The following is a 23,267-nucleotide window of genomic DNA, read 5'->3' on the forward strand; positions in this document are numbered from 1 at the left end:
TCTTTGTTCCTCCGCGCGGCATGTCCCTACTCTCATCGCATGACCGCTCCCGTCGACCACGGCGCCGCGCGTGCCCTCAAGGACCATCGCGAGACCGTGGAGCGGGCGCTCGCCCCCATCCCGGCGCTGTCCGTGCTCGCGGGCGACGCCGCCGGCGCGGTCCTCGCCGACGACCTGGTGGCGGACCGGCCGCTCCCCGCCGTCGACGTGGCCGCGTGGGACGGCTACGCGGTCGCCGCCGCGGACGTGGCCCAGGCCCCCGCCCGCCTGCCCGTCGCGCACGACGTGTCCTTCTCCGACCGCGGCCCGCGCCGCCACCTGCCCGGCACCGCCGCCCGCGTCGCCTCGGGCATGACCATGCCGACCGGGGCCGATGCGGTGGTCCCCCTCGCCGCCACCGACGAGGGCGTGCCGCGGGTCGAGCTCCGCGCCGCGGTCGCGCCGGGGGAGGGCGTGCGTCCCGCGGGGCACGACGCGTCGGCCGGGCAGGTTCTCATCCCCGCCGGGCGGCGCCTGGGCGGGCGGGAGATCGCGCTCGCCGCCGCGCTGGGCCAGTCCCGGCTGCGGGTGCGGCCGGTGCCGCGCGTGGTCGTGCTGGCCGTCGGCTCGGAGCTGGTCGACGCGGGCTCGGGCCGCCACGGCGTCCCCGAGCAGACCGCCCACCTCATCGCCGTCGCCGCGCGCACCGCCGGCGCCCAGGCCTATCGCGTGGGACCCGTGGGCGACGACCGCCAGGCCCTGCGCACCGCGATCGAGGACCAGCTGGTCCGCGCGGACCTGCTCATCCTCACCGGCGGGCTGTCCGCGGGCAGCCACGACACGGTGCTGGCGGTGCTGCGCTCGCTGGGGACGGTGGACGATGCGCGGCTCGCCTTCGCCCCGGGCCCCCACCACGCGTTCGCGATGCTGGGCGACCCCGAGGTGCGCGAGGTGCCCGCCATCGCGCTGCCGGGCTCGCCGGTCGCCGCGGCGCTGGGCTTCGAGGCCTACGTCCGCTCGGCGCTGCGGCGCATGTGCGGATTCACGGAGACGGTCCGCCCGGGCGTGCGCGCCCGCGTGGACCGCGGCTTCGACTCGCCCGCGGGCGTGGTCCAGGCCGTGCCCGTGGCGCTGGGGCTCGACGGCGCCGGCGCCATCACCGCCTCGGTCGTGGGCGATCCCGGTGCCGTGCCGCTGTCCGCGCTGGGCATGGCCGACGGCATCGCCTGGGTCGAGCCGGGCGCGACCCGCGTCGAGGCGGGGGAGACGCTGCGCTGCTCCGTCTGGGACGACTGACATGGACGGGCCCTCCTTCGGCGACGTGCTCGAGCGGGGGCCGCTGCGGCTGCGGCCGATGCGCCGCCGCGACGAGCGCGAGTGGCGCGAGCTGCGCGCGCGCAACGCCGACTGGCTGCGGCCCTGGGAGGCGACCCCGCCCGCGGGAGGCGAGGCGCTCGGCTTCGGCGCGCTCGTGCGGCTCGAGCGCCGTCAGCGCCGCGAGCGTTCCGCGCTCGGGCTCGTCATGGAGGTCGACGGCGCGCTCGCGGGCCGCGTGGTGCTCGCCGGGATCGAGTGGGGCGCCCAGCGCTCCGCGATGCTGGGCTACTGGATCGACCGCGACCTCGCCGGCCGCGCGCTCGCGCCCCGCGCGGCGGCGATGATCTGCGCGCACGGCTTCGACCTGGGGCTTCACCGGATCGAGCTCGCCACCCGGCCCGACAACTCCGCGAGCCGGAGGGTCGCGCAGAAGCTGGGATTCACCTCCGAGGGCGTGCGTCGCAGGTACCTCCACGTCGACGGGCAGTGGCGCGACCACGAGGTGTTCGCGCGGATCGCGGACGAGCCGCGCATCGGCCCTTTCTGGGACCCGGGTTCCTGACACGCCGCGCGCGGTGCGGCCCGAACGCGCGCGTGCATCGTAGCGTCGTGCCATGCCTCCCGCTGGACTCCTCGCGATCATCGCTCTCGGAATGGTGCTCGCGTACGTGATCCCCCAGCGGATCAAGGAGCGCTCCGACTACGCCCTGGTGCGGACCGAGGACCGGTTCAGCGCCGAGATGCGGGTCATCCGCACCACCGCCGAGCGCCTCGAGAAGCCCGCCGCCCGCCCGTCGACGGACACCGGCGAGAACCCGCTGCTGGTGACCGGCGCGGCCCGCGCCTCGATCGTGGGCCTGGGGGCCGACGCGATGTCGCGCCCCACCGGACCCATCGACCGCGCCGCCGCCGCCGCCCAGCGCCAGCGCCTGTCGATGCACCACGACCGTGCCGCCACGCTCGCCGAGCGCCGCGCGCAGGCGCGCCGCCGGGGCCGCGTGGCCCTGGGAGCGCTCGCCCTCACCGTCGCCGCCTGGGTGTCCGTGCTCGTCGCGCCGGTTCCCGCCTTCGTGGGCGCCATCGCCACCGCGCTGCTCGCCGGCGTGGTCGCCGCGGGTGCCCGCGCCGCGGCCGCCCAGCGCCGCGTCGACGCCCGTCTCGCCCTGGTCGCCCGCGAGGTGGAGGCCGCCGCCACCGCCACGCAGGCGCTGCGCAAGGTCTCCCGCGAGCGCGCCGCCGGCCGTCACGCCGAGCCCTCGGACGTCGAGACCCAGGCCATCAAGATCGTCACCTCCGCGGACATCGCGCCGCTGTCGGTGCCCTCGCCCGTGGTGGCGGAGCCCGTGGGCGCTCCCGCCGTCACCGCGTCCGCGCCCGTCGAGGAGTCCGCCGCGTGGAGCCCGCGCGAGATGCCGCTCCCCGCCTACACGCTCAAGGCCGAGGTCAAGCCCGGCCAGGCCCGCCCGCTCGACACGGGCGACATCGCCGCCGCGTCCTACCGCGCGCCCGCCGAGGAGGACGCCTCCGAGGCCGCGGCCTCCGACGCGACGGGCTCGCTCGACGCGATCCTCGCGCGCCGCAAGTCCCGCACCGCGTAGGCGCGGGACGGCGCCGCCGCCCCTAGACCCGCACGCGCCGCGGGCTCGCGATGAGGGCCGGCTGCGCGGCCGGGTGCACGGCACGGGTGAGACGCTCGAACAGCAGGTCGAACACATTCACGCGGTCGAACTGCATCGCGTGCTCGCGCGCCCGGCCCTGCCACCACTCGCGCTCGGCGGGGTCCAGCCCCGCGACGCACGCGTTGAGGGCCACGGTGATCGCGGAGGGGTCGCCGGACGGCACCACCACGGCCGTGTCGCCCACGGCCTCGAGGATGCCCCCGGTGTCGCACGTGATGACGGGCCCGCCGCCGGCGAGCATCTTCTCCACCAGGGCGATGCCGAAGGTCTCGGTGAACTCGGGCGCCGGCCGGGACGGCAGGGCGTACGCCGAGCAGCCCGCCATGAGGTGCGGCTTCTCCTCGTCGCCCACGTCGTCGAGGAACACGATGCGGTCCGCGGCGGACGTGGCCGCCGCGAGGGCACGGAAGTGCTCGCGGTCCGGCCCGCGCCCCGCGACCACCAGGGTCTGGGAGATGCACGCCTCCGACGCCGCGAAGCCGCGGATCAGGTCGTCGACGCCCTTGGCCCTCTGGAGGCGGGACAGGTACAGCACGTAGCCGCCGGGCTCGAGCCCGCGGGCCGCCAGCACGCGCGCGGTCTCGGACTCCGGCAGCCCCAGGTACGCGGACGTGTCGATCGCGGGATAGGAGATCTCCACGCGCTTCTCGCACTGCGCGGCGAAGGCGGTGCCGTACAGCGCGTCCAGCTCCGCGGCGGACTCGACGATGACCTTCTTGGTGTACTCCGACACCGCGACGCACAGGTCCTGCGAGAGGTAGTTCGCGAGCACCGCGGCGGCCGCGCCGAACTCGCCGTGGTCGACGGCCGAGCGCACCACCTCGGTGACGTCCGAGCCGACCGCCTCGGCGATCGTGGTGACCCGCACCGGCAGGCCGGTCGAGCGCGCGATGCGCAGCGCATCGGCCACCGCCGTGGTGTGCGGGTGGAGGTACAGGGACATCGCGACGGTGGGCACGCCGTCGGTGAACAGCTCGACCAGGCGCCCGGTCATGCCCGCCAGGTAGCGGCCGTCGGGGATCTTGTAGCCGCCCACGGGGCCGGGCCGCTCGACGACGATCCCGGGGGAGTAGGGCAGCACGCTCTCCATGGGCTTGAGCGGCAGGCCGGACTCCTCGAGCCGGTCCAGGGGCCAGGTGACGATGCGCACCTCGTCGAAGCCGCGCGTGAGCGCCACCTCGGCCAGGTTGCGCGCCTCGGAGCTATGGCCGCAGATCACGGGATCCGCGCGCACGATGATGACCAGTCGACGGTCGATCGGTGAGTTCATCTCGACTCCTCTCACGGGAGCAGGCCCAGGGTGGGGCGGGGGGTGGAAGGGGGACGCCGGTCGCGTCCCCAGTCGCTCGGGCTGTCGCCGAGCACGAATCGGAGCTCCCCTCCCAGGTGGAGCTCGGATCCGGCGATCCAGGACGACTCGACGGGCGACCCGTCGAGCGTGACGGACCGGACGTACTGCGCCGGGCCGCCGCGGCGGGGCTCGGTGAAGCCCTCGCAGACGATGTGAAGTTCTCCGCGTGCCATCCGCATCCGCGCCGATGCGAAGGCCGGGGGATGGAGCAGGAAGATGTTCTGCCCCGCCACGGGGAAGAGCCCCAGGGAGGCCCAGACGTACCACGACGATAACCCGCCGGAGTCGTCGTTTCCAGGAAGTCCCCCGCGCCCGGGGCCGAACTGCTGGTGGACGATGTGATGGACCACCTCCGCGGTCCGGTCCGGCCGTCCCGCGTAGTGGTAGGCCCACGGGGCCTCCATGTCCGGCTCGTTGTTGAGGCCCTCGAAGCGGCCGAGCGCGTAGCCCGCCGCCATCTCCGCGGAGGCGGGGCGCTCGCCCGGCTGGACCACCGCATCGGCCCCGAACCCGAAGAAGGCGTCGAGCAGCGCGACGAAGCGCGCGTCGCCGCCGGCCAGCGCGATGCGGGCGCGCATGTCGTGCATGAGGCGGAACGAGTAGTTGTACTTGGTGCCCTCGTAGTAGGTGGAGTCGCGCAGCAGGCCGGTCTCCGGGTCGAAGGCGTTGACCCAGCGCCCGGCCAGGTCGACGTTCTCGTTGACCAGCGCCCGGTCGCCCAGCATCTCCGCGATGACGCCGGCGCACCAGTAGCCGAACGACAGGTCCAGGGTGTGGCTCATGGGCTGCGCGTAGCCCTGCAGCAGATACTCCTCGCCGTAACTGCGGCGCAGGTCCGTCTGCATGTGCACCAGCGCCCAGTCCCAGTCGATGCCGCCCAGGCCCAGGTGCGCGAGGTCCGCGAGCAGCGGGTGCAGCAGCGCGGAGCCCTGGCGGGAGAAGCGGTCCGAGCCGCGCGCCATGCGGTACCCGATGGGCAGGTTGCCCTCCTGCTCGCCGATCGACAGCATCGCATTGGCGAACTCGACCGCCCGGTGGGGCAGCAGCGCCGTGAGCAGGGGCAGCTGCGTGCGATAGATGTCCCACATGGTCGACACGTCGAAGACGAACGGGCCGCGCTGGGTCCAGAACGGGCTTTCGTCGGGGGCGAAGCACGGCTTGATGAGCGAGTGGTACAGCGCGGTGGCGAACACCTGCCGCCGCTCGTCGTCGTCGGTCTCCACCTGGACGGCCTCGAAGAGGTGGCGCCACTGCTCGCGGGTGCTGGCGTGGCGGGACTGGAAGGAGCCCAGCTCGCCCATGTCCTTGTGGAGGTTGCGCCTGGCCTGCTCGACCCCGCGCAGGGAGAAGCCGATGCGCAGCTCGACGGCCTCGCCCTCCTCCGCCGTGCCGGCCCAGATGAGGCCGAAGGGGCGCACCGTCGTGGGGCGGATCGAGTCCAGGTCGAGCCGCGTGCCGGCGGGCATGAGGCGGCGGTCGTACCAGAGCATCTGGCGCCACTGCTCCGCGTCGCACTCCATGTAGACCGCGAGCGGCACGCCCTCGACCACGATCTCGCCCTGCGCGATCCCGGGCTCGACCCACTCGAGGCTCGCGCGCAGCGGCAGCGTCCCTCCGTAGGGGATCTCGAGGCCGCCGGTGGAGAAGTCGACGACGATGCGCGCGTTGGGGTGCGCGGGGAAGCGGTAGCGGTGGATCACGGACTTGGGGCCGGCGGTGAGCTCCGCCTCGATGCCGTTGTCCAGGGTCGCGGCGTAGTAGCCGGGTCGGGCGGACTCCTCCTCGAGGCCCCAGAAGCGGTCGAGCTCGTCGAGCGGCTCGACCATGGGCGTGACGCGGAAGTAGTTGTAGTACTTGCGGATGGCGCCGGTGCCCGACTGCTGGAAGTGCGTGAAGCCGGACGCGACGGGGCCCTCGTGGAGGCGCGTGGGCACGCCCTCCGTCGACAGGTCGTAGAGGCCGTAGCCCGTGGGATAGCCGCCCGAGTACGCGCACGCGGACACCATGCCCAGCGGGTAGCAGGCGCCCGGGTGCGTGTTGCCCACCTGCGGCTTGGGCCACCACCACGCGGCCGCGAGGCCGGTCGGGGCAGGCAGGGACGTCGCCTGGGTCCCGATGAACGGGTCGACGTCGTCATACATGCCGGCCTCCCTTCCTCCGCTGACGGTAGGCGGGCCGGGTATCGGCACCGTTGCCGTCATATGACGAACTCTTTAATAGTGGGGGGACGATGCGGTGGCGAGTGGGCCGCGCATCGGTCGAGCGGCGTTTTGGCGACTGTCCCGCAAGGTGCTAACCTATTCCAGCACTTGGGGCTGTGGCGCAGTTGGTAGCGCGTCTCGTTCGCAATGAGAAGGTCAGGGGTTCGATTCCCCTCAGCTCCACTCCAAGTTCCACGTTCAACCCCCGACGCCCGCTGCGGCGCCGGGGGTTGTGTCGTTTCCGGGTGCGTGCGCCGGGCCGCGACCGCCGGCCGGCGCCTCATCCGACCTCGCGCAGGATGCGGCGTTTTTCGGCGGCCCGCGCGCGTTCGCACGGCCCCGGCGCGAATCGGGGCCGTTCGGCGCGAAATCTTGCGGACAGTTCTGTCCGGAACCCCCTGGACAATCCGGTAAAACCCCACGTAGCGTCCGAAATGCCAGACAACAACTCAAGATGGAGGCTCCATGCGACGCACAATGGCGTGTGCCGTTCTTTCAGCCCTCGCGGTGGCCACGGCCGTCGCGGTTCCCGCCGCCGCGAGCGGCGATTTCTACACCCCGCCCGACGAGGTCCCCGAGGCCCAGGGCGAGCTGATCCGCACCGCACCGCTCGACCTGGCGGTGTCGGTCGACCTGGGCGGCGCCATCGCGCCGCTGCCGGCGACCGCCACGCGGCTCCTGTACTCGTCCCTGGACGAGACCGGCGAGCCCGTCGCGGTCTCCGGCTCCTACCTCGAGCCCGAGGCGCCGTGGCTCGGCTCCGGCGACCGCCCGCTCGTGTCGTTCTCCGTGGGCACCCAGGGGCAGGGGGACGCGTGCGCCCCCAGCAAGACCCTCGAATCGGGGCTCGTGATCGATCCCGAGGCGCTCGCCGTCGGGTACGAGATCCCGTTCATCTACGGGTTCCTGCAGCAGGGGATCGCCGTGGTGGTGACCGACTACGTGGGGCTGGGGACCACCGACCGGCTGCACTCCTACGTCAACCGGCTCGACTCCGGCCGCGCCGTGCTCGACGCCGCGCGCGCCGCGAGCGCCCTGCCCGGCGCGACGGTCACCGCGGACTCGCCCGTGGGCCTCTACGGGTACTCGCAGGGCGGGGGTGCCGCGGCCTCCGCCGCGGAGCTCGCGCCCGCCTACGCGCCCGAGCTCGACGTGGTGGGCGCCTACGCGGGTGCGCCGCCGGCCGACCTGGTCGAGGTGATGAAGTCCGCGGACGACACGTCCCTCACCGGGGTGATCGGCTGGGCGCTCAACGGGCTGCTCCAGTACCACCCGGAGATGGCCGCGGCGCTCGAGTCCGAGATCAGCGAGGATGGCTGGGAGACGCTCGAGCGGCTCTCGACGGCCTGCATCGGCGACGCCGTCATCGCGACCGGCACGGCCTTCGCCTCCACCTCCGAGTGGACCACCAGCGGCGAGTCGCTGGCCGCGGTGGCGGCCCGGATCCCCGCGGTGCAGGAGGCCGTGGGCGCGCAGCGCATCGGCGGGCTGACCCCGACCGCACCCGTGCGCATCGTCACCGGCACCCAGGACGACATCGTCGACCACGGCCAGGCGCGCCAGCTCGCGCTCGACTGGTGCGCGAGCGGCGCGGACGTCTCCTACGTCCCGGTGCCGCAGCTGGTGCCCAGCGGCGGCACCGGGCTCAACCACCTCACCCCGGCGATCACGCGCAGCGTCCAGAGCACGGCCTGGATGGTGGACCGGCTGCGCGGCCTGCCGGCGTGGTCCAACTGCGGGCTGGTCCGCCTGCTGCCCTGACGCGCGGAGGGCGGCGCCGGTTCCGGGCCTCGGGGTCCCGGGCCGGCGTCCTCCTCCGCGGGCATGGCGGGCCGCGCCCCTTCATTGCTACCCTGCAAGGAAGCGGGCGCGGCGCGCCCGACGAATCGGAGGCCGGAATGCGCACACGGGCGATTCCCGCGGCGGTGCTCGCCGCGATGACCGTGGTGACGCTCGCCCCGACGGCGACCGCCGCATCGTCCCCCGGGGAGGCCTCCCCGCTCGACTTCGCCGCGGCGCTCGACGTGCCCGACGGCACCATCTACAGCGCACGCCTGCGGGGCGCCCCCGAGGCGGCCGCCGTGGCCGGCGAGGCGCTGGGCACCTTCCCGCGCACGGGCGACGACTACGTCATCCTCTCCACCGGGGTCGCGGCCGACGTGCCCGGCGGGGACCCGGTCGACGACCTGTCGACCGAGCTGGGCGACGCGCGCGGCGCCGACGGCAACGACCTGTCGCAGCTGAGCCTGACGCTCGTGCCGCCGGCGGGCGCCCGCTGCCTCGCCCTCGACTACCAGCTCCTCTCCGAGGAGTACCCGGAGTTCCTCGACGGCGAGTACAACGACGTCTTCACCGCCGAGCTGGGGAGGTCGGACGTCACGGTGGCCGGCGATCGCATCGAGGCGCCGCGCAGCTTCGCCGTGGACCCGGACGGCGAGATCGCGACGGTGGGCACCGTGCTGGGCTTCGGCCGCGCGACGGACACGGGCATGGACGGCACGACCGTCGCGCTCGAGGCGCACACCCGCTTCGTGGCGGGCGCGGAGGACGGCCGGTTCACGCTGGTGCTGAGCGTCCAGGACATCGGTGACTCGGTGTACGACACGGCGGTGCTGCTCGACTCGTTCCGCTGGCTCTACGGCGACATGTGCGCCGCGACGCCGCTCGAGCGATCCCCGGGGGGCTCCGGCCTCGACCTCTTCATGCCCTTCCAGATCGTGGAGTAGCGGGCGGCCGTCGACGCTCGCGCGCGCGGTTGTCGAGTTGTTATAGTATTCCTATAACAACTCGGAAGGAGTGGTGACGATGGCCGTCGCCGACCGCGCCCTGTCCCGCGCCGTGCTCGTGGGCCTCACCCTGCCCGTCGCGGTCGCCCTGGTGGCGCTCGCGCTCCAGATCGCCATGATCCCGCAGCTGCCGGATCCGGTCGCCATCCACTGGAACTCCGAGGGCCCCGACGGCTTCGGGCCGGCGTGGTCCACCGTCCTCATCTCCGCGCTCACCACCGGCGTGCTCCCGGTCGCGATGGCGGCCTCCGTGATCGTGCCCATCCGCCGCGGCGAGCGCGGCTTCGCGCTGCGGATGATGCCCGCGACCGCGCTGTTCCTCGCGGTGATGCTCGCGGTGATGCTGACCGGCTCGCTCGCCGTCCAGCGCGGGCTGGACGATGCTGCGGATGCCCCGAGCGCCCTGCCCTGGCTGCTCGGGGGGCTGGGCGCCGGCGCCGTCGCCGGGCTGATCGGCTGGTTCCTCCAGCCGGTGCACGAGTCGACCGCGTCGCCCGCAGTGCCCGCCCGGCCGCTCGAGCTGCGCGCCGGCGAGCGCGCGGTGTGGCTCGGGCATGCCGAGATCACGCGGGGGATCCTCGCGCTCATCCTCGCCGCGGTGGGCGCGGTGACGCTCGGCGCGGTGGCGATGTGGGTCGTGGGCGACACGGCGGCCGCATGGCTCGTCACGGCGATCGCCGTGCTGCTCGCGGCCATGATGGCGATGTTCACCGTCTTCTCCGTGCGGGTCGACCGCGAGGGGCTCGTGGTCCGCGCGGCGCTCGGCTGGCCGCGCTTCCGCGTGCCCATCGAGGAGATCGCGTCGGTCGGGGTGATCGACGTGTCCGGCATCGCGCACTTCGGCGGCTACGGGATCCGGTCGATCCCGGGCGCGACCGGAGTGATCGTGCGGCCGGGAGAGGCGCTCGAGGTCACCCGGGTGTCGGGCCGCCGCTTCGTCGTCACGGTGGACGACGCCGCGACCGCCGCGGGGCTGCTCGAGGCGTACGCGGAGGCCTCCCGTGCTGATCAGGACTGACCCGTCCTCGGAGGCGCCGCTGTACGACCAGATCGCGGCGTCCGTCCGGGAGGACGCCGCGGCCGGGCGGGTGGCCCCCGGCGACCGGCTGCCGTCCGCGCGCGAGGTCGCCGCCGCGCTCGACGTCAACCTCCACACGGTCCTCAAGGCGTATCAGCTGCTGCGCGACGAGGGCCTGGTGGAGATGCGCCGCGGCCGCGGCGCCGTGGTGTCGGACCGGGTGGAGGCGCTCGCCCTCCTGCGGGACGATGCGGCGGCCCTGGCCGCGCGCGCCCGCGCCCTGGGCGTGAGCCCCGACGCGCTCGCGTCGCTGGTGCGCGCGGCGGCCCGCGACGCCCCCACCCCGGACACTCCGCACGGAATGGGCGGCGACGCGCCGGGGTGAGTCCCGCGTCGGCCCCGGATGGGCGGCGTGTCGCGCGTGAATCCGTGCGGAGTGTCCGCCGGTGTTCGCCGGGGGTCAGACGGCCTCGACGAGCACCGCCGAGCCCTGGCCGCCGCCGCCGCACAGGGTCGCGACGCCCAGTGCGCCCGGCCCCGCCGCCGCGACCGTCCGCGCCGCGTGGCCTACGAGCCGCGCCCCCGAGGCGCCGATCGGATGCCCGATCGCGATGGCCCCGCCGTGCGGGTTGACCCGGGCCAGGTCGAGGCCCATCCGCCGGGCGGACGCGAGGGTCACGGAGGCGAAGGCCTCGGAGATCTCCGCCGTCGCCAGCTCCTCCACCCGCCGCCCGGCCCGGACCAGCGCGGCCTCCGCCGCCGCGGCGGGCTGCTCGTGCAGGGACACGTCCGGCCCGGCGACCAGCGCGGTCGCGAGCACGCGGGCCAGGGCCCGGGTGCCGAGCGACTCGTCCGCGAGCACCACGGCCGCGGCCCCGTCGGACAGTTGCGACGCGTTGCCGGCGGTGATGGTGCCGCCTTCCCCGAAGGCGGGACGCAGGCGCGCGAGGGCCTCGGTCGAGGCGTCCGGGCGGACGCCGTCGTCGACGGCCACCGCGTCGGCGCCCGGCTTGACCTCGTAGGGCGCGATCTCCGCCGCGGCCAGGTCCCGGAACTCCGCGGCGCGCCGGTGCGACTCGACCGCCCAGGCGTCCTGGTCCGCGCGCGGGATCGCGTGACGCTCGCCGTGGTGCTCGGTCGAGGCTCCCATCGAGCGCCGCTCGAACGCATCCGTGAGCCCGTCGTGGGCCATGGTGTCGATGAGGTCGATGGACCCGTAGCGGCGGCCCATGCGCGCGGCCGAGGCGTGCGGCGCGAGCGTCATGGACTCCTGGCCGAGAGCGACGACGATGCGCGCCTCGCCCGCCGCGATGAGCCGCGCGCCCGCGGCGACCGCCTCGGTGCCGGACAGGCACACCACGTTGAGCGTCGACGCGGGGACGGTCAGCGGGATGCCGGCGCCCACCGCGGACTGCCGGGCGGGGTTCTGCCCCGCGGCGCCCTGCAGGACCTGGCCCGCAACCACCTGGCCGACGTCCGCGGGGTCGACGCCCGCGTCGGCCAGGGCGGCCGCGATGGCGTGCGCGCCGAGCGCGGTGGCGGGCACGCGCGCGAACGCGCCGCAATAGCGGACGAAGGCGGTGCGGGCGTAGCCCGCGATCACGACGGTCATGCGGAGACCTCCAGGTCGAACAGCACCGGCGCGCCCGTGGCCTCGCGCACCTGAGACTCGGTCACGCCCGGCGCGAGGCGACGCACCACGAGGCCCTCGGGCTCGACGTCGAGCACCGCGAGATCGGTGACGATGCGATGCACCACCCCGCGCCCGGTGAGGGGGAGCGTGCACTCCTCGACGATCTTGGGGCTGCCGTCCTTGGCGACGTGCTCGGTGAGGACCACGACGCGGCGGGTGCCGGCGACCAGGTCCATCGCGCCGCCCATGCCCTTGACCAGCCTGCCGGGGATGGTCCAGTTCGCGAGGTCGCCGCGGTGGGAGACCTGCAGCGCGCCCAGGATCGCGGCGTCGATGTGGCCGCCGCGGATCATCGCGAAGCTGGTGGCCGAGTCGAAGAAGCTGCCGAAGGGCAGGACCGTGACGGTCTGCTTGCCGGCGTTGATGAGGTCCGCGTCCTCGGTGCCCGCGACCGGGAACGGACCCATGGCGAGCATGCCGTTCTCCGACTGCAGCGTCACGCGCACGCCGGGCGGCAGGTGGTTGGCGACCAGGGTGGGGATGCCGATCCCCAGGTTGACGTACTGGCCGTCCTCGAGTTCCAGGGCCGCCTGTGCGGCCATCTCCTCGCGTGTCCACATGTCAGGCGCTCCTCACCGTGCGCTGCTCGATGTCCTTGACCCGCGGTGTCGACGCCACGAGCCGCTGCACGAAGACGCCGGGCGTCTCCACGGTGTCGGGGTCGAGGGGGGCGTTGTCGATCACCTCGGCCTCGACGACGGTGACCCGCCCGCACATGGCGGCGAGCGGGTTGAAGTTGCGGGCCGTGAAGCGGTAGCGCAGGTTGCCCTCGAGGTCCGCGCGGTGCGCCTTGACCAGGGCGACGTCCGCGACGATGCCGCGCTCGAGCACGTGCTCGACGCCGTCGAAGTCCATGGTGGGCTTGCCCTCCGCGACGGGGGTGCCCACGCCCGTGCGGGTGTAGAAGCCCGCGATGCCGGCGCCGCCGGCGCGCATCCGCTCCGCCAGGGTGCCCTGAGGTGCGAACTCGACGTCCAGGTCGCCGGCGAGGAACTGCTCCGCGAACAGGCGGTTCTCGCCCACGTACGACGCGACCACCGTGGCCACCTGGCCGGACTCGAGCAGGATCCCCAGCCCCTTGCCGTCGACGCCCATGTTGTTGCTCACGATCGTGAGGTCGCGCACGCCCGTGTCGCGCAGCGCCTCGATCAGGTCCGTGGGGTTGCCGCTCAGCCCGAAGCCGCCCACGGCGATCGTCTGCCCGTCTCGGACCACCCCCGCCAGCGCCTCCGCGGCGCTCGCCCGCAGCTTCATCCAGACCTCCTCGTCGGCGTCGCGTCGCTCGGCGCGCGGTGCCCGCGCGCCCATATCGTGGATACGCCGACGCTATTGACGCGCGGGCTCCAGGTCAATAACACTGCGATATCCGTTCATGGACTGGACGTGCGTCCAGATCGTGAACGTCACGGGGCTCCACGGGAGGCGGCGGTGACCGACGGCGCGCAGGTGGTCGAGCGCACGGCCCGGCTCCTGCGCGCGCTCAGCGCCGACTCCGGCGAGCCGATGACCACCACCCGCCTCGCCCAGGCGACGGGCCTGACCCGGCCCACCGCGCATCGGCTCCTGACGGCGCTCGCGGAGCAGGGGTTCGTCGACCGCGAGCCCGGCGGCGCGGCCTGGGTGCTGGGCCCGGAGTTGTACGTCATGGGCGCGCTCGCGGCGGACCGGTACGACATCACGGGGACGGCGGCCGAGGCGGTGCGCGCCGTCGCGGTCGCGACGGGGGAGAGCGCGTTCCTGTCCGCGCGGCGCGGCGACGAGACGGTGTGCCTGCTGAGGGAGGAGGGCGCCTTCCCCCTGCGCTCGCACGTGCTGCACGAGGGGATCCGCTTCCCGCTGGGCGTCGCGTCGGCGGGGCTGGCGATCCTGGCGATGCTGCCCGAGCGCGACCGCGAGGACTACCTGCGCCGCGTGGACCTGGTGCCCGCGTGGGGCGCGGCGCACGCGGCCGGGCCGCTGCGCGAGCGGCTGGCGCGGGCGCGCGCCGACGGCTACGTGGTCAACCCGGGGCTGATCGTCGAGGGCAGCTGGGGCATGGCCGCGGCGATCTTCGACGCGCACGGGCGTCCCGCGTGGGCGCTGTCCGCGACCGGGGTCGAGCAACGGTTCGACGACGAGCGGCGGCCCCTCATCGGGCGGGTGCTCGTCGAGCAGGCGCACGTGGTGACGCAGCGCCTGCGAGGGCGGTAGCCCGCCGCGCGCTCCGCGCCCCCTCCCGCGGACACTCCGCACGGACTGGCGGGCGACACGCCGTGGCCGGCCCGCGCATCGGCCCCCGACGCCCGCGTGTCGGCTCGACATCCGTGCGGAGTGTCCGGGTGGGAGGCACCGAGTGCCGGTCCCGCGGGGTCCCGGGTTACCCTGGTAGCGCGCTCGCGCGCGGTGAGGTGAATCCGACCCTTGCACGCGGGAACCTTTGCGGGCGCCCGTCGGTTGGCTCGGGGACACCCGTGCGGCGCGCCCGTGAGCGCGCAGCCGCGGACTAATCCGAGGAGACCCATGAAGAAGAACCTGCTTGCCGCGGCCGCGGTCGGCGCCGTCGCGATGCTGGGCCTGACGGCCTGCACCGCCGCCGATGACGTCGACGCCTCCGCCTCGCCGTCCGTGGACGCCGAGGCCGACGCGACCACGGACGCCGGCATCGCCGAGCCCACCGCCGACGACCTCGCGAACCTCGAGGCCATCGAGTGGAGCCAGGAGGGCGAGGACGCGCCGACGCTCGACTTCGAGGGCCCGCTCACCATGACGACCTCCGCGACCCGCCTCATCGAGGACGGCGACGGCGACGCGATCACCACCGGGCAGATCGTCACCCTCGACTACGTGGTGTTCTCGGGCGTCGACGGCGAGTCCGTGTACTCGACCTACGAGTCCGGCGCCCCCGAGTCCGTGACCCTCGAGGAGGGCTCGGTCGACCCGGTGCTCATCGAGGTGCTCGACGGCGCCAACGTGGGCGTGAACTTCCTCTACGGCGCGCCCGACGTGTCCGCCTCGGACGGCTCGGCCATCTTCATGGCCGTCACCGCGACCAAGGCGACCACGCCGCTCGAGCGCGCCGAGGGCGAGGCCGTCGAGTCCGCCGAGGGCCTGCCGGTCATCACGCTCGCCGAGGACGGCACGCCGTCCATCTCGTTCGACGAGGCGGGCGACATGCCCGAGGAGCTCGTGGTCCAGCCCCTGATCAAGGGCGACGGCGAGGAGGTCGCCGAGGGCGCCTCCGTCACCGTCCACTACACCGGCTGGCTGTGGGACGGCGAGCAGTTCGACTCGTCCTGGGACCGCGGCACCCCCGCATCGTTCAGCCTCAACGGCGTGATCCAGGGCTGGGGCCAGGGCCTCGCCGGCCAGACGGTGGGCAGCCAGGTGCTGCTCGTCATCCCGCCGGACCTCGCGTACGGCGAGCAGGAGAGCGGCTCGATCCCCGCGAACTCGACGCTCGTGTTCGTGGTGGACATCCTCTCCGCCAACTAACACTCCTTCCACGACGGGGGCCGGGCACTCGCCCGGCCCCCGTCGTCGTGTCCGGCCGGGATGCGGCCCCCGCCGGGGGACGATGCACGCGCCCCGCCCGGCCCGGGACCGGGCGGCGGCGTGGTCCCGGCCTCCGGCGTGCGACGATGCGCGCATGCCTCGCCACGTCTCCTCCCTCCTGGGCCTGCACGCCACCGGGCCCGTGCGCCTGGTGCTCGCCATCGCGGTGGCCCCCGGCCCGGACGGCGACGAGGGGCTGGCGATCGACGAGGAGCTGGTCGTCGAGCACGAGGGCGTGCCGGTCCCCGTCGAAGAGGCGGTGGACCAGCACGGCACCCGCCTGCACCTGGTCGACGTCGACGAGGGCGAGGTCGAGGTGCGCTACCGCGCGCGGGTCGCCGGCCGCGCCGCGCCGGCCCCCGTGGACCCCCTCGACACGATCCGCTACCTGCGCCCCAGCCGCTACTGCGAGTCGGACATCCTGCTGCCCACCGCGATCGAGATGTTCGGCGCGCTGTCGGGCCTCGAGCAGCTCCGGGCCGTCACCGACTGGGTGCGCGACCACCTCACGTATGCGCCCGGCGCGAGCGGCCCCACCGACGGCGCCACGGCGACGCTGCTCGCGCGCGCGGGCGTGTGCCGCGACTTCGCCCACGTGGTGGTGGCGCACCTGCGCGCGCTCGACGTGCCCGCACGGACGGTCGCCGTCTACGCGCCGGGACTCGAGCCCATGGACTTCCACGCGGTGGTCGAGGCGCTGGTCGACGGAGAGTGGCACGTGGTCGACGCGACCGGCCTCGCCCCCCGCGAGGTGATGGTGCGCGTGGCGACGGGCCGCGACGCGGCGGACATCGCGTTCCTCACCACCATCGGTGCGCCCATCGTCTTCGAGCGCATGGAGGTCACGGCGCGGGCGGAGAGCCTTCCGAAGGAGGACCCGCGGGCCCCGGTGCTGCTGGGCTGACGTCCGCGCCCGTGGGGGCGCCGTCCTCCGTGACGGCCACGACCTCGTAGGTGCGGCCGGTGTTCTTCACGATCGCGGTGATGAGCGCCGCGACCGGCAGCGCCATGAACGCGCCCAGCGGGCCCGCCAGCGCGCCGCCCGCGAGCGCGCCGCCGAACGCGACCGCGCCGGACAGCTCCATGGTCTGCGAGGAGATGCGCGGGCTGAGCCAGTAGTTCTCCGCCTGCTGGTACACCAGCACCCACGCGAGCAGCACCAGCGCCGGGATGAGGCCGTTCACCGCGAGCACGATGAGGATGGGCACGGCCGCGCCGATGTACGTGCCCACGAACGGGATGAACACGCTGACGAAGCCCATGAACACCGCGAGCGGCAGCGCGAAGGCGAGCGGCAGCCCCACGATGAGCATCACGGCGAACCCGCCCGCGCCGCAGATCACCATGAGCAGCAGGCGCGAGTAGAAGTAGCCGCCGGTCTGGCGGATCGACGTGTCCGCGATCCACGCGGCCACGTACTGCCGCGCGGGAGGCATGCGGGACAGGATCGCGCGCAGCAGCTTGGGCCACTCGACCGCGATGAAGAAGGCGAAGGTCGCGACGGTGACCAGGTCGAAGACCAGGCCCAGGCCGGAGGTGAGCAGGCCCAGCGCATCGTCCGCCCAGGACAGCAGCGCCTGCGCGATCGTGCTGGTGCCGTCGGCCGCCGCGTCGGCGTCGACGATCGGCAGCCCCAGGTGCTCCTCGCCCCAGGCCTGCAGATTCGCGTACCAGTCCGAGGCGTTGTCCCTCACCAGCCCCGCGAACCGCGCGATCGCCGGAATGATGACGGCCACCAGGAGGGTGAGCCCCACGATTCCGGCGAGGTAGATGAGGCCCACGGCCGCGCCGCGGCGCATCTTGAAGCGGTGCGTGAGCGTGTTGACGCCGGGGATCATCGCGAGCGCGAGGAACAGGGCGACCGCGAGGATGCCCAGCAGGTGGCGCAGCTGGAAGGCGACCCACAGCATGCCGCCCGTGAGCAGCAGCACCCAGACGATCCGCCACGCGGACGCGCGGACGGCGCGGCCGAGCCACGCCGGCGGCCCGGGGTCGGCCTGGGCCTGGGCCTGGGTGGCCGCGCGCGCGACGTCCGCGGGCACGTCCTCGGGCAGGTCCTCGGGCAGGTCCTCGGGCACGTCCGACGGCAGGTCCGCCACGGCTCAGCCCTGGACGCGGGCCGCGCGCCCGAACGTGAAGGCGCGCACGAGCCCCACCACGCCCAGCACCACGAGCGCGACCGCGTTGAGCCACACGAACACCGAGGCGGAGATCCCCGGCCAGGCCACCACGACGATGCCGGCGACCAGGGCCACGACGCCGTAGACGATCGCGAGGCCCCGCGAGCGGGCGTGGCCGGACTCGATGAAGGCCATGACGCCGTCGATGATCCAGCCGAGCCCCACGGTGATGGTCGCGATGAGCAGCAGCACCGCCGTCGAGGCGGCGAGGTTGCGCAGCATCACCACGCCGCCGATGACGAGCAGGAGGCCCAGCAGGATGCCGAGCACGCGCATGCCGGCGGACAGCGCCGAGCCCAGCGCGCCCATGACGATGCGCACCACGCCGGCGATCACGAAGTAGACGGCGGTGAGCGCCGCGCCCACCGCGAGCGTGCGGCCGGGCCACACGAGCAGCGCGACGCCGAGCGCGAGGGCGAACACCCCCATGAGGCCGAACGCCACGCGGACGGCCGTGACGGCGCGTGCGGTGAGGACGGCGGGATCGATCTCGAGGCCCATCGACTCGGCGGCGGGCGGGGTCGTGTGAAACTGCTGCATCGCATGCTCCCTCGTGGGCCCGCCGGGGCGCGCACCCGGCGCCAGGCTATACCCGAGAGGCGGCCAGAGCGGGAGATACGAGCGAGAACAGGTCCTTGGGGTCGCGCGGCTCGGCGACCAGGTCGATGTCCGTGCAGTGCGCGGTGCCCGCCACGGAGTCGCGCAGGAAGCGCAGCGCCGCGCGGTCCTCGACGGCGAAGCCCACCGAGTCGAACACGGTGATCTGGTCGGGCGAGGTGCGCCCCGGCGCCGCGTCCGTGAGGACCCGCCACAGCTCGGTGACGGGGTGGTCGGCGGGCACCTGCTGGATCTCGCCCTCGATCCGGGTCTGCGGCTCGTACTCGACGAACGTCGAGGCGCGGTGCAGGATCGCGGCGTCCAGCTCCGTCTTGCCCGGGCAGTCGCCGCCGATCGCGTTGAGGTGCATGCCGGGCTCGACCATCGCGTCCGTCACGATGGTCGCGTTGGCCTTGTCCGCGGTGCAGGTGGTGACGATGTCCGCGCCCGCCACGGCGTCCACCGCGGACGATGCGCGGGTCGCCTCGATCCCCAGCGTCGCCGCGTGGCGCAGGAACTTGTCGATCGCGTCGGGGTCGGTGTCCCACACCCGGACCCGGTCCGCACCCACCGCCGCACGCATGGCGACCGCCTGGAACTCGGACTGGGAGCCGGCGCCGAGGAGCGCGTGCACGCGCGAGCCCGGCCGGGCGAGCGCCCGCGCCGCCATCGCGGACGTCGCGGCGGTGCGCAGCGCGGTGAGCAGGGACATCTCCGCGAGCAGCACGGGATAGCCGGTCTGGACGTCGGCGAGGACGCCGAAGGCGGTCACGGTCTGGCGACCGCTGCGGGGGTTGAACGGGTGGCCGTTGACGTACTTGAAGCCGTACTCGTGGGAGTCCGCGACGGGCATGAGCTCGATGACGCCCACGGGGGAGTGGCTCGCGATCCGGGCGACCTTGTCGAACTCCGGCCAGCGCCGGAAGTCCTCCTCGAGGTGCGGGATCAGGTCGGCGATCAGCGTCTCGACCCCGTGCTCCGCCATCCAGCCCCGCATGTGCGCGACATCCACGAACATCACCATCGGGCATCCTCCTCGCGTGCCGCTCCCGCGGCGTTCCGGGCGCTTCGGGCGAAGCGCCCGATCCGTCCCCTCAGGATGACAGTGTTCTCGCTCGGCTTTGTGGCCTATCGCGCGGGAAGCGTGCAAGGATTGATGCCTGGGCGCATGGTCGGTGCGTCCGGCGAGATCGGGGGTCCTCATGGCGATCGACGAGCTGGACCGTCGCATCATCGATCTGCTCCGCATCGACGGCCGCGCCACCTTCGCGGACATGGGCGTGTCGATCGGCCTGTCGCCGTCGGCGGTCAAGCGCCGCGTCGACCGGATGATCGCGGACGGCGTGATCCGCGGCTTCTCGGTGCGGCTCGACCCGGCGCTCGACGGCGGCGGCACCGAGGCCCACGTCGAGCTGTTCTGTCGGGGCACGGTGGCGCCCGCGGAGCTGCGGCGCATCCTGGGCGCCATCCCCAACGTGGTCGAGGCGTCCACCGTCACGGGCCAGGCGGACGCGGTCCTGCGGCTCAAGGCGGCGACCATGCCGGACCTCGAGACGGCTCTCGAGAAGGTGCGCCTGGCCCCTCAGGTCGACAAGACGCGCTCCGCGATCGTGCTGTCGCCGCTCATCGAGCGCCGCGACGGATAGCAGGGGATAGCGCGCGCGCCGCCTACACCCAGCTGCTCATCCACATGTGCAGGCGCCAGTACTCGTAGGGCACGGGGTCGCCCGTCCACAGCGGCAGGAAGAACGCCGCCACCAGCACGCACAGCGCCACCGCGACGGCGGCCACGACCGTGCCGCGCCGGGACCAGCCCCCGTCGAGCCGCTCGGGCTGCGCGACCCGCCGCAGCGCCCACACCAGCACCAGCACCATGAACGGCGCGATGGTCACCGTGTAGAACGTGAAGATGGTGCGGTACGCGTACGGCAGCCACGGCACCCAGCCCGCCAGCACGCCCACCGCGAGCGTGGCCGCGAGCATGTCGCGGTGGCGCACCACCCTCCAGATGGCCCACCCCAGCGCGAGCGTGCCCAGCCACCAGATGAGCGGGTTGCCCAGCGCGTGGATCGCGCTCACGCAGCGCTCCGCCCCGCACGCGGCCTCCGGCACGTCCTCGAAGTAGAAGGCGGTGGGCCGCTGCTGGACCAGCCACAGCCACGGGTTCGACATGTAGGTGTGCTCGGTGGTGAGGCCGTTGTGGAACCGCCACCACTGCTGCTGCAGGTGCCACAGCGAGTTGAGCGCGTCGGGCAGCCAGGTGACGCCCTGGCCCGGGTTCTGCGCCGCCCACTGCCGCCCGTACGAGCCGTCCGTGAGGAACCAGTTCGCCCACGTCGCGACATACACCAGCGGCATGACGACCACCGTGGCGAGCGCCGCCGGGATCGCGCGCAGCCCCGCGCCCCAGAACCAGCCCGCGTAGCCCGCGCGGCGCCGCTCGACCAGGTCCCACACCACGGACAGCACCAGGAAGGCCGCGGCGTAGTACAGCGTCGACCACTTGACCGACGCGCCCAGCGCGAGCGCCACGATGCCGGCGAGGCGCCACCAGCGCACGCCCAGGCCGGGCCCCATTCCGGGAAGGCGGGCCGGTGCATCGTCCCCGGTCACGGGGGACGATGCGCGGGTCGCCTCCCCGTCCCCGCCGCCCCCGGCGGGGACCAGGGTGCGTGCGCGCAGCCGCTCGCGGTCCCGGGCGGCCCCGGCGGTGAGGCGCCGCAGCGCCGCGTCGTGGTCGAGGACCAGCAGCCAGGCGGCGAGCACGATGAAGAACGCGGCGTAGCCGTCGAGCACGGCGACGCGGGACATGACGATCGCCTGCCCGTCGAGCGCGAGGAGCACGCCGGCCACGCCGCCCCATAGGGTCGACCGCAGCAGGCGGCGGGCGAGCACGGCGACGAGCACGCACATCACGGTGCCCAGCACGGCGCCCACGATGCGCCAGCCCACGGGGTTGGCGCCGAAGAGTTGGATGCCCAGCGCGATGAGCAGCTTGCCCACCATGGGGTGGACCACGTAGTCGCCCTCGGTGCTGAGCCCCGAGTAGTCGCCGTCCACCATCGCCTGGCCGTCGCCGGTCCAGTCGCCCTCGTAGCCGAGCACCGTGAGGGAGTAGCCGCCGCGCGCGTAGTAGACCTCGTCGAACACGAGCGCGTGGGGGTGGCTGAGCGACAGCATGCGGACCATTCCGGCGATCAGCGCCACGCCGGCCAGCATGAGCGCGCCGCGCCAGCGATAGAGGGCCGCGTAAGTCACAGGCGGAAGCCTAACCGGGCCCGGACCGGGCCTCCCGGTGTGCCACAGTGAGCGCATGACCGGACGCATCGTGCTCGCCGCCACGCCGATCGGCAACTCCGGGGACGCGTCGGAGCGGCTGCGCGAGGCGCTCGCGACGGCGGACGTGGTCGCCGCGGAGGACACACGTCGCACGCGCGACCTGGCGACCCGGCTGGGGCTGCGGATCGTCGGCGACCTGGTCGCCCACCACGACCACAACGAGGGCGAGGCCGCGCGCGAGCTGGTCGAGCGCGCGCTCGCCGGCGCGACCGTGCTGGTGGTCTCGGACGCGGGCATGCCCGCGGTGTCCGATCCCGGCTTCCGGGTCGTGGGCGAGGCCGCGCGCGCGGGCGTCGACGTGACCGTGCTGCCCGGGCCGTCCGCGGCGCTCACCGCGCTCGCGCTGTCCGGCCTCGCGACCGACCGCTTCGCGTTCGAGGGCTTCCCGCCGCGCAAGCCGGGGGAGCGGGCCTCCCGCTTCGCGTCCCTCGCCGCGGAGGAGCGCACCATGGTGTTCTTCGAGGCGCCGCACCGGCTCGCCGCGACCCTGACCGCGATGGCGGAGGCGTTCGGCGCGGACCGCGCCGGATCCGTCTCGCGCGAGCTCACCAAGACCTACGAGGAAACCCGCCGCGGCGGCCTCGCCGCGCTCGCGGCGTGGGCGGAGGCGGAGCAGCCCCGCGGGGAGATCGTCGTGTGCGTCGCCGGCCGGCCGGCGGAGGCGCCGGGCATGGGCATGCTCGTCGCGGAGGTGCTCGCGCGCATCGGCGACGGCGAGCGCGCCAAGGCCGCGGTCGCGGACGTCGCCGCCACCGCCGGGGTGCCCAGCCGCGAGCTCTACGCGGCGGTGCTCCAGGCCCGCCAGGGCTGACGCGCGGATCGGGCGTGCGCGCCGCGCGCCCCGGCCGCGGGCGCCCGCCGCGGCGCTAGCCTCGCGAGAGAATGAGAGGAGCGCCCGTGAGCCAGGCCCACGCCCGCCGGGGACTTCCCGCGGCCGCCATCGCGGTCATCGTGGTCGGGGTCGCGGCGGTCGCCCTGCTGTTCGGCCTGGGCACGTGGTGGCTCGTGACCGGGGACGATGCTCCGGTCGCCGAGGCGGGAGCCTCGCCCGCGGCGTCGGTCTCGCCGAGCGTGGCGGCCACGGCCGAGGCCACCCCCGACCCCTCCGTCGCGCCGAGCGCGACCCCGGGCCCCTCCGCCTCGCCCGACCCCTCCGTCTCGCCCGATCCCGAGGCGAGCGCGACGCCCGCGCCGGAGCCCTCGCCCGTGCCCACGCTCGAGGCCGGCGGCACGCTCGCCTTCCAGAGCCCGTCCGGCAACATCCGCTGCGAGGTGGAGGACCTCGACGGGTTCACGTGGCTCCTGTGCCAGCAGCCCTCGATCAACTACGACCCGCCCGCGCAGGCCTGCGACGGGGACGCGGACGGCGTGGCCGTGGGGCTGTGGTCGGACGCCGCCCCCGAGTACCCGTGCCTCGACGACAACCTCGAGGGCGGCGAGGTGCTGCCGCTCGACACCCCGGCCGCGATCGGCGCGCTCGACTGCCTGCTCACGCTCGACGAGGGCCTGCGCTGCACCAACCCGCAGGGGCGCGGATTCACGCTCGAGTACTCGCGTGGAATAGGATTTTTGCCATGATTCGTGCCCTCCGCGCGC

22 protein-coding genes and 1 tRNA gene are annotated in these 23,267 nt (G+C 74.2%); 14 read left to right on the top strand and 9 right to left on the bottom strand.

Annotation, left to right across the window (positions count from 1 at the left end; all coding sequences use genetic code 11):
• Window positions 1-39: 39 nt before the first annotated feature.
• From AOM03_RS06880 to AOM03_RS06890, 3 genes are read left to right on the top strand one after another with little or no spacing between them, the layout of a single operon-like run.
• On the top strand, window positions 40-1,275 hold the full coding sequence (locus AOM03_RS06880) for a molybdopterin molybdotransferase MoeA (protein ID WP_062379674.1): 1,236 nt from the start codon (window positions 40-42) through the stop codon (window positions 1,273-1,275).
• A 1-nt stretch (window position 1,276) separates the two neighbouring features.
• Window positions 1,277-1,858 (top strand): GNAT family N-acetyltransferase, encoded by a 582-nt coding sequence (locus AOM03_RS06885; protein ID WP_062379676.1) that lies wholly within the window; start codon window positions 1,277-1,279, stop codon window positions 1,856-1,858.
• Window positions 1,859-1,910: 52 nt separating this feature from the next.
• The gene (locus AOM03_RS06890; RefSeq protein ID WP_062379677.1) at window positions 1,911-2,894 is read left to right on the top strand and encodes a hypothetical protein; all 984 of its coding nucleotides are present in this window, start codon (window positions 1,911-1,913) and stop codon (window positions 2,892-2,894) included.
• 22 nt (window positions 2,895-2,916) lie between these two features.
• On the opposite strand, the gene AOM03_RS06895 is transcribed toward AOM03_RS06890, so the two are convergent.
• Both AOM03_RS06895 and AOM03_RS06900 read right to left on the bottom strand, forming a co-directional pair.
• The gene (locus AOM03_RS06895) at window positions 2,917-4,245 is read right to left on the bottom strand and encodes a glycosyltransferase (protein WP_062379679.1); all 1,329 of its coding nucleotides are present in this window, start codon (window positions 4,243-4,245) and stop codon (window positions 2,917-2,919) included.
• Between the two features lie 11 nt (window positions 4,246-4,256).
• A complete protein-coding gene (locus AOM03_RS06900; RefSeq protein WP_062379681.1) occupies window positions 4,257-6,467 on the bottom strand; it encodes a glycoside hydrolase domain-containing protein in 2,211 nt (736 codons plus the stop codon).
• A gap of 170 nt (window positions 6,468-6,637) precedes the next feature.
• Between AOM03_RS06900 and AOM03_RS06905 the strand changes: the two genes are divergently transcribed.
• The 5 genes from AOM03_RS06905 (at window position 6,638) to AOM03_RS06925 (ending at window position 10,716) form a co-directional block, all read left to right on the top strand.
• Window positions 6,638-6,710 (top strand) — tRNA-Ala (locus AOM03_RS06905).
• 282 nt (window positions 6,711-6,992) lie between these two features.
• Window positions 6,993-8,288: a lipase family protein gene (locus AOM03_RS06910; RefSeq protein ID WP_062379685.1), complete on the top strand. Its 1,296-nt coding sequence runs from the start codon at window positions 6,993-6,995 to the stop codon at window positions 8,286-8,288.
• Window positions 8,289-8,425: 137 nt separating this feature from the next.
• Complete coding sequence (locus AOM03_RS06915; RefSeq protein WP_062379687.1) at window positions 8,426-9,253, top strand: choice-of-anchor L domain-containing protein; 828 nt, start codon at window positions 8,426-8,428, stop codon at window positions 9,251-9,253.
• Window positions 9,254-9,332: 79 nt separating this feature from the next.
• Window positions 9,333-10,331, top strand: a complete 999-nt coding sequence (locus tag AOM03_RS12475) for a DUF1648 domain-containing protein (protein WP_082092223.1) — start codon at window positions 9,333-9,335, stop codon at window positions 10,329-10,331.
• Window positions 10,315-10,716, top strand: a complete 402-nt coding sequence (locus AOM03_RS06925; protein ID WP_062379691.1) for a GntR family transcriptional regulator — start codon at window positions 10,315-10,317, stop codon at window positions 10,714-10,716. Before AOM03_RS12475 ends, AOM03_RS06925 begins: the two co-directional genes overlap by 17 nt.
• 75 nt (window positions 10,717-10,791) lie before the next feature.
• On the opposite strand, the gene AOM03_RS06930 is transcribed toward AOM03_RS06925, so the two are convergent.
• Genes AOM03_RS06930 through AOM03_RS06940 form a run of 3 tightly spaced genes read right to left on the bottom strand, consistent with a single transcriptional unit; the run spans window position 10,792 to window position 13,278 of the window.
• Window positions 10,792-11,943 carry an acetyl-CoA C-acyltransferase gene (locus AOM03_RS06930; RefSeq protein WP_062379693.1) on the bottom strand — a complete coding sequence of 384 codons (1,152 nt, stop codon included), beginning with the start codon at window positions 11,941-11,943 and terminating at the stop codon, window positions 10,792-10,794.
• Complete coding sequence (locus tag AOM03_RS06935; RefSeq protein WP_062379695.1) at window positions 11,940-12,584, bottom strand: CoA transferase subunit B; 645 nt, start codon at window positions 12,582-12,584, stop codon at window positions 11,940-11,942. The genes AOM03_RS06930 and AOM03_RS06935 overlap by 4 nt, the downstream gene beginning before the upstream one ends.
• A 1-nt stretch (window position 12,585) precedes the next feature.
• Entirely contained in the window at window positions 12,586-13,278 is a 693-nt protein-coding gene (locus AOM03_RS06940; protein WP_062380150.1) for a CoA transferase subunit A, read from the bottom strand.
• Window positions 13,279-13,452: 174 nt separating this feature from the next.
• On the opposite strand from AOM03_RS06940, the gene AOM03_RS06945 reads away from it, so the two are divergent.
• The 3 genes from AOM03_RS06945 to AOM03_RS06955 all read left to right on the top strand — a co-directional run bounded on the left by AOM03_RS06945 (window position 13,453) and on the right by AOM03_RS06955 (window position 16,459).
• Window positions 13,453-14,214 (top strand): IclR family transcriptional regulator, encoded by a 762-nt coding sequence (locus tag AOM03_RS06945; RefSeq protein WP_062379697.1) that lies wholly within the window; start codon window positions 13,453-13,455, stop codon window positions 14,212-14,214.
• A 309-nt stretch (window positions 14,215-14,523) separates the two neighbouring features.
• The gene (locus AOM03_RS06950; protein ID WP_062379699.1) at window positions 14,524-15,495 is read left to right on the top strand and encodes an FKBP-type peptidyl-prolyl cis-trans isomerase; all 972 of its coding nucleotides are present in this window, start codon (window positions 14,524-14,526) and stop codon (window positions 15,493-15,495) included.
• A gap of 154 nt (window positions 15,496-15,649) precedes the next feature.
• A complete protein-coding gene (locus tag AOM03_RS06955) occupies window positions 15,650-16,459 on the top strand; it encodes a transglutaminase-like domain-containing protein (RefSeq protein ID WP_062379701.1) in 810 nt (269 codons plus the stop codon).
• On the opposite strand, the gene AOM03_RS06960 is transcribed toward AOM03_RS06955, so the two are convergent.
• Genes AOM03_RS06960 through ocd form a run of 3 tightly spaced genes read right to left on the bottom strand, consistent with a single transcriptional unit; the run spans window position 16,398 to window position 19,356 of the window.
• Window positions 16,398-17,654, bottom strand: coding sequence for an AI-2E family transporter (locus tag AOM03_RS06960; RefSeq protein ID WP_062379703.1), 1,257 nt, complete (start codon window positions 17,652-17,654; stop codon window positions 16,398-16,400). The two genes, AOM03_RS06955 and AOM03_RS06960, sit on opposite strands and share 62 nt — an antisense overlap.
• Window positions 17,655-17,657: 3 nt before the next feature.
• Window positions 17,658-18,275: a DUF308 domain-containing protein gene (locus AOM03_RS06965; protein ID WP_062379705.1), complete on the bottom strand. Its 618-nt coding sequence runs from the start codon at window positions 18,273-18,275 to the stop codon at window positions 17,658-17,660.
• Between the two features lie 46 nt (window positions 18,276-18,321).
• Entirely contained in the window at window positions 18,322-19,356 is a 1,035-nt protein-coding gene (ocd, locus tag AOM03_RS06970) for an ornithine cyclodeaminase (protein ID WP_062379707.1), read from the bottom strand.
• A gap of 184 nt (window positions 19,357-19,540) precedes the next feature.
• On the opposite strand from ocd, the gene AOM03_RS06975 reads away from it, so the two are divergent.
• Window positions 19,541-19,978: an Lrp/AsnC family transcriptional regulator gene (locus AOM03_RS06975; protein WP_062380153.1), complete on the top strand. Its 438-nt coding sequence runs from the start codon at window positions 19,541-19,543 to the stop codon at window positions 19,976-19,978.
• A gap of 22 nt (window positions 19,979-20,000) precedes the next feature.
• On the opposite strand, the gene AOM03_RS06980 is transcribed toward AOM03_RS06975, so the two are convergent.
• Complete coding sequence (locus tag AOM03_RS06980; protein WP_062379709.1) at window positions 20,001-21,590, bottom strand: dolichyl-phosphate-mannose--protein mannosyltransferase; 1,590 nt, start codon at window positions 21,588-21,590, stop codon at window positions 20,001-20,003.
• 55 nt (window positions 21,591-21,645) lie between these two features.
• Between AOM03_RS06980 and rsmI the strand changes: the two genes are divergently transcribed.
• Together rsmI and AOM03_RS12900 are read left to right on the top strand one after the other, a co-directional pair.
• Window positions 21,646-22,482 carry a 16S rRNA (cytidine(1402)-2'-O)-methyltransferase gene (gene rsmI / locus AOM03_RS06985; protein WP_062379711.1) on the top strand — a complete coding sequence of 279 codons (837 nt, stop codon included), beginning with the start codon at window positions 21,646-21,648 and terminating at the stop codon, window positions 22,480-22,482.
• 86 nt (window positions 22,483-22,568) lie between these two features.
• Window positions 22,569-23,249 carry a hypothetical protein gene (locus AOM03_RS12900; protein ID WP_062379713.1) on the top strand — a complete coding sequence of 227 codons (681 nt, stop codon included), beginning with the start codon at window positions 22,569-22,571 and terminating at the stop codon, window positions 23,247-23,249.
• Window positions 23,250-23,267 lie beyond the last annotated feature (18 nt).

The sequence above is a fragment of the Demequina pelophila genome (assembly GCF_000971175.1).
Classification (GTDB): Bacteria; Actinomycetota; Actinomycetes; order Actinomycetales; family Demequinaceae; genus Demequina; species Demequina pelophila.

Bases quoted from the DNA above. Each gene is read 5' to 3' on its own strand.
- AOM03_RS06930 (WP_062379693.1), bottom strand. From the start codon at position 11,943: ATGACCGTCGTGATCGCGGGCTACGCCCGCACCGCCTTCGTCCGCTAT.
- AOM03_RS06940 (WP_062380150.1), bottom strand. From the start codon at position 13,278: ATGAAGCTGCGGGCGAGCGCCGCGGAGGCGCTGGCGGGGGTGGTCCGA.
- AOM03_RS06890 (WP_062379677.1), top strand. From the start codon at position 1,911: ATGCCTCCCGCTGGACTCCTCGCGATCATCGCTCTCGGAATGGTGCTC.
- AOM03_RS06880 (WP_062379674.1), top strand. From the start codon at position 40: ATGACCGCTCCCGTCGACCACGGCGCCGCGCGTGCCCTCAAGGACCAT.
- rsmI (WP_062379711.1), top strand. From the start codon at position 21,646: ATGACCGGACGCATCGTGCTCGCCGCCACGCCGATCGGCAACTCCGGG.
- AOM03_RS06885 (WP_062379676.1), top strand. From the start codon at position 1,277: ATGGACGGGCCCTCCTTCGGCGACGTGCTCGAGCGGGGGCCGCTGCGG.
- AOM03_RS06965 (WP_062379705.1), bottom strand. From the start codon at position 18,275: ATGCAGCAGTTTCACACGACCCCGCCCGCCGCCGAGTCGATGGGCCTC.
- AOM03_RS06895 (WP_062379679.1), bottom strand. From the start codon at position 4,245: ATGAACTCACCGATCGACCGTCGACTGGTCATCATCGTGCGCGCGGAT.
- AOM03_RS06915 (WP_062379687.1), top strand. From the start codon at position 8,426: ATGCGCACACGGGCGATTCCCGCGGCGGTGCTCGCCGCGATGACCGTG.
- AOM03_RS06955 (WP_062379701.1), top strand. From the start codon at position 15,650: ATGCCTCGCCACGTCTCCTCCCTCCTGGGCCTGCACGCCACCGGGCCC.
- AOM03_RS12475 (WP_082092223.1), top strand. From the start codon at position 9,333: ATGGCCGTCGCCGACCGCGCCCTGTCCCGCGCCGTGCTCGTGGGCCTC.
- ocd (WP_062379707.1), bottom strand. From the start codon at position 19,356: ATGGTGATGTTCGTGGATGTCGCGCACATGCGGGGCTGGATGGCGGAG.
- AOM03_RS06900 (WP_062379681.1), bottom strand. From the start codon at position 6,467: ATGTATGACGACGTCGACCCGTTCATCGGGACCCAGGCGACGTCCCTG.
- AOM03_RS06950 (WP_062379699.1), top strand. From the start codon at position 14,524: ATGAAGAAGAACCTGCTTGCCGCGGCCGCGGTCGGCGCCGTCGCGATG.
- AOM03_RS06935 (WP_062379695.1), bottom strand. From the start codon at position 12,584: ATGTGGACACGCGAGGAGATGGCCGCACAGGCGGCCCTGGAACTCGAG.
- AOM03_RS06910 (WP_062379685.1), top strand. From the start codon at position 6,993: ATGCGACGCACAATGGCGTGTGCCGTTCTTTCAGCCCTCGCGGTGGCC.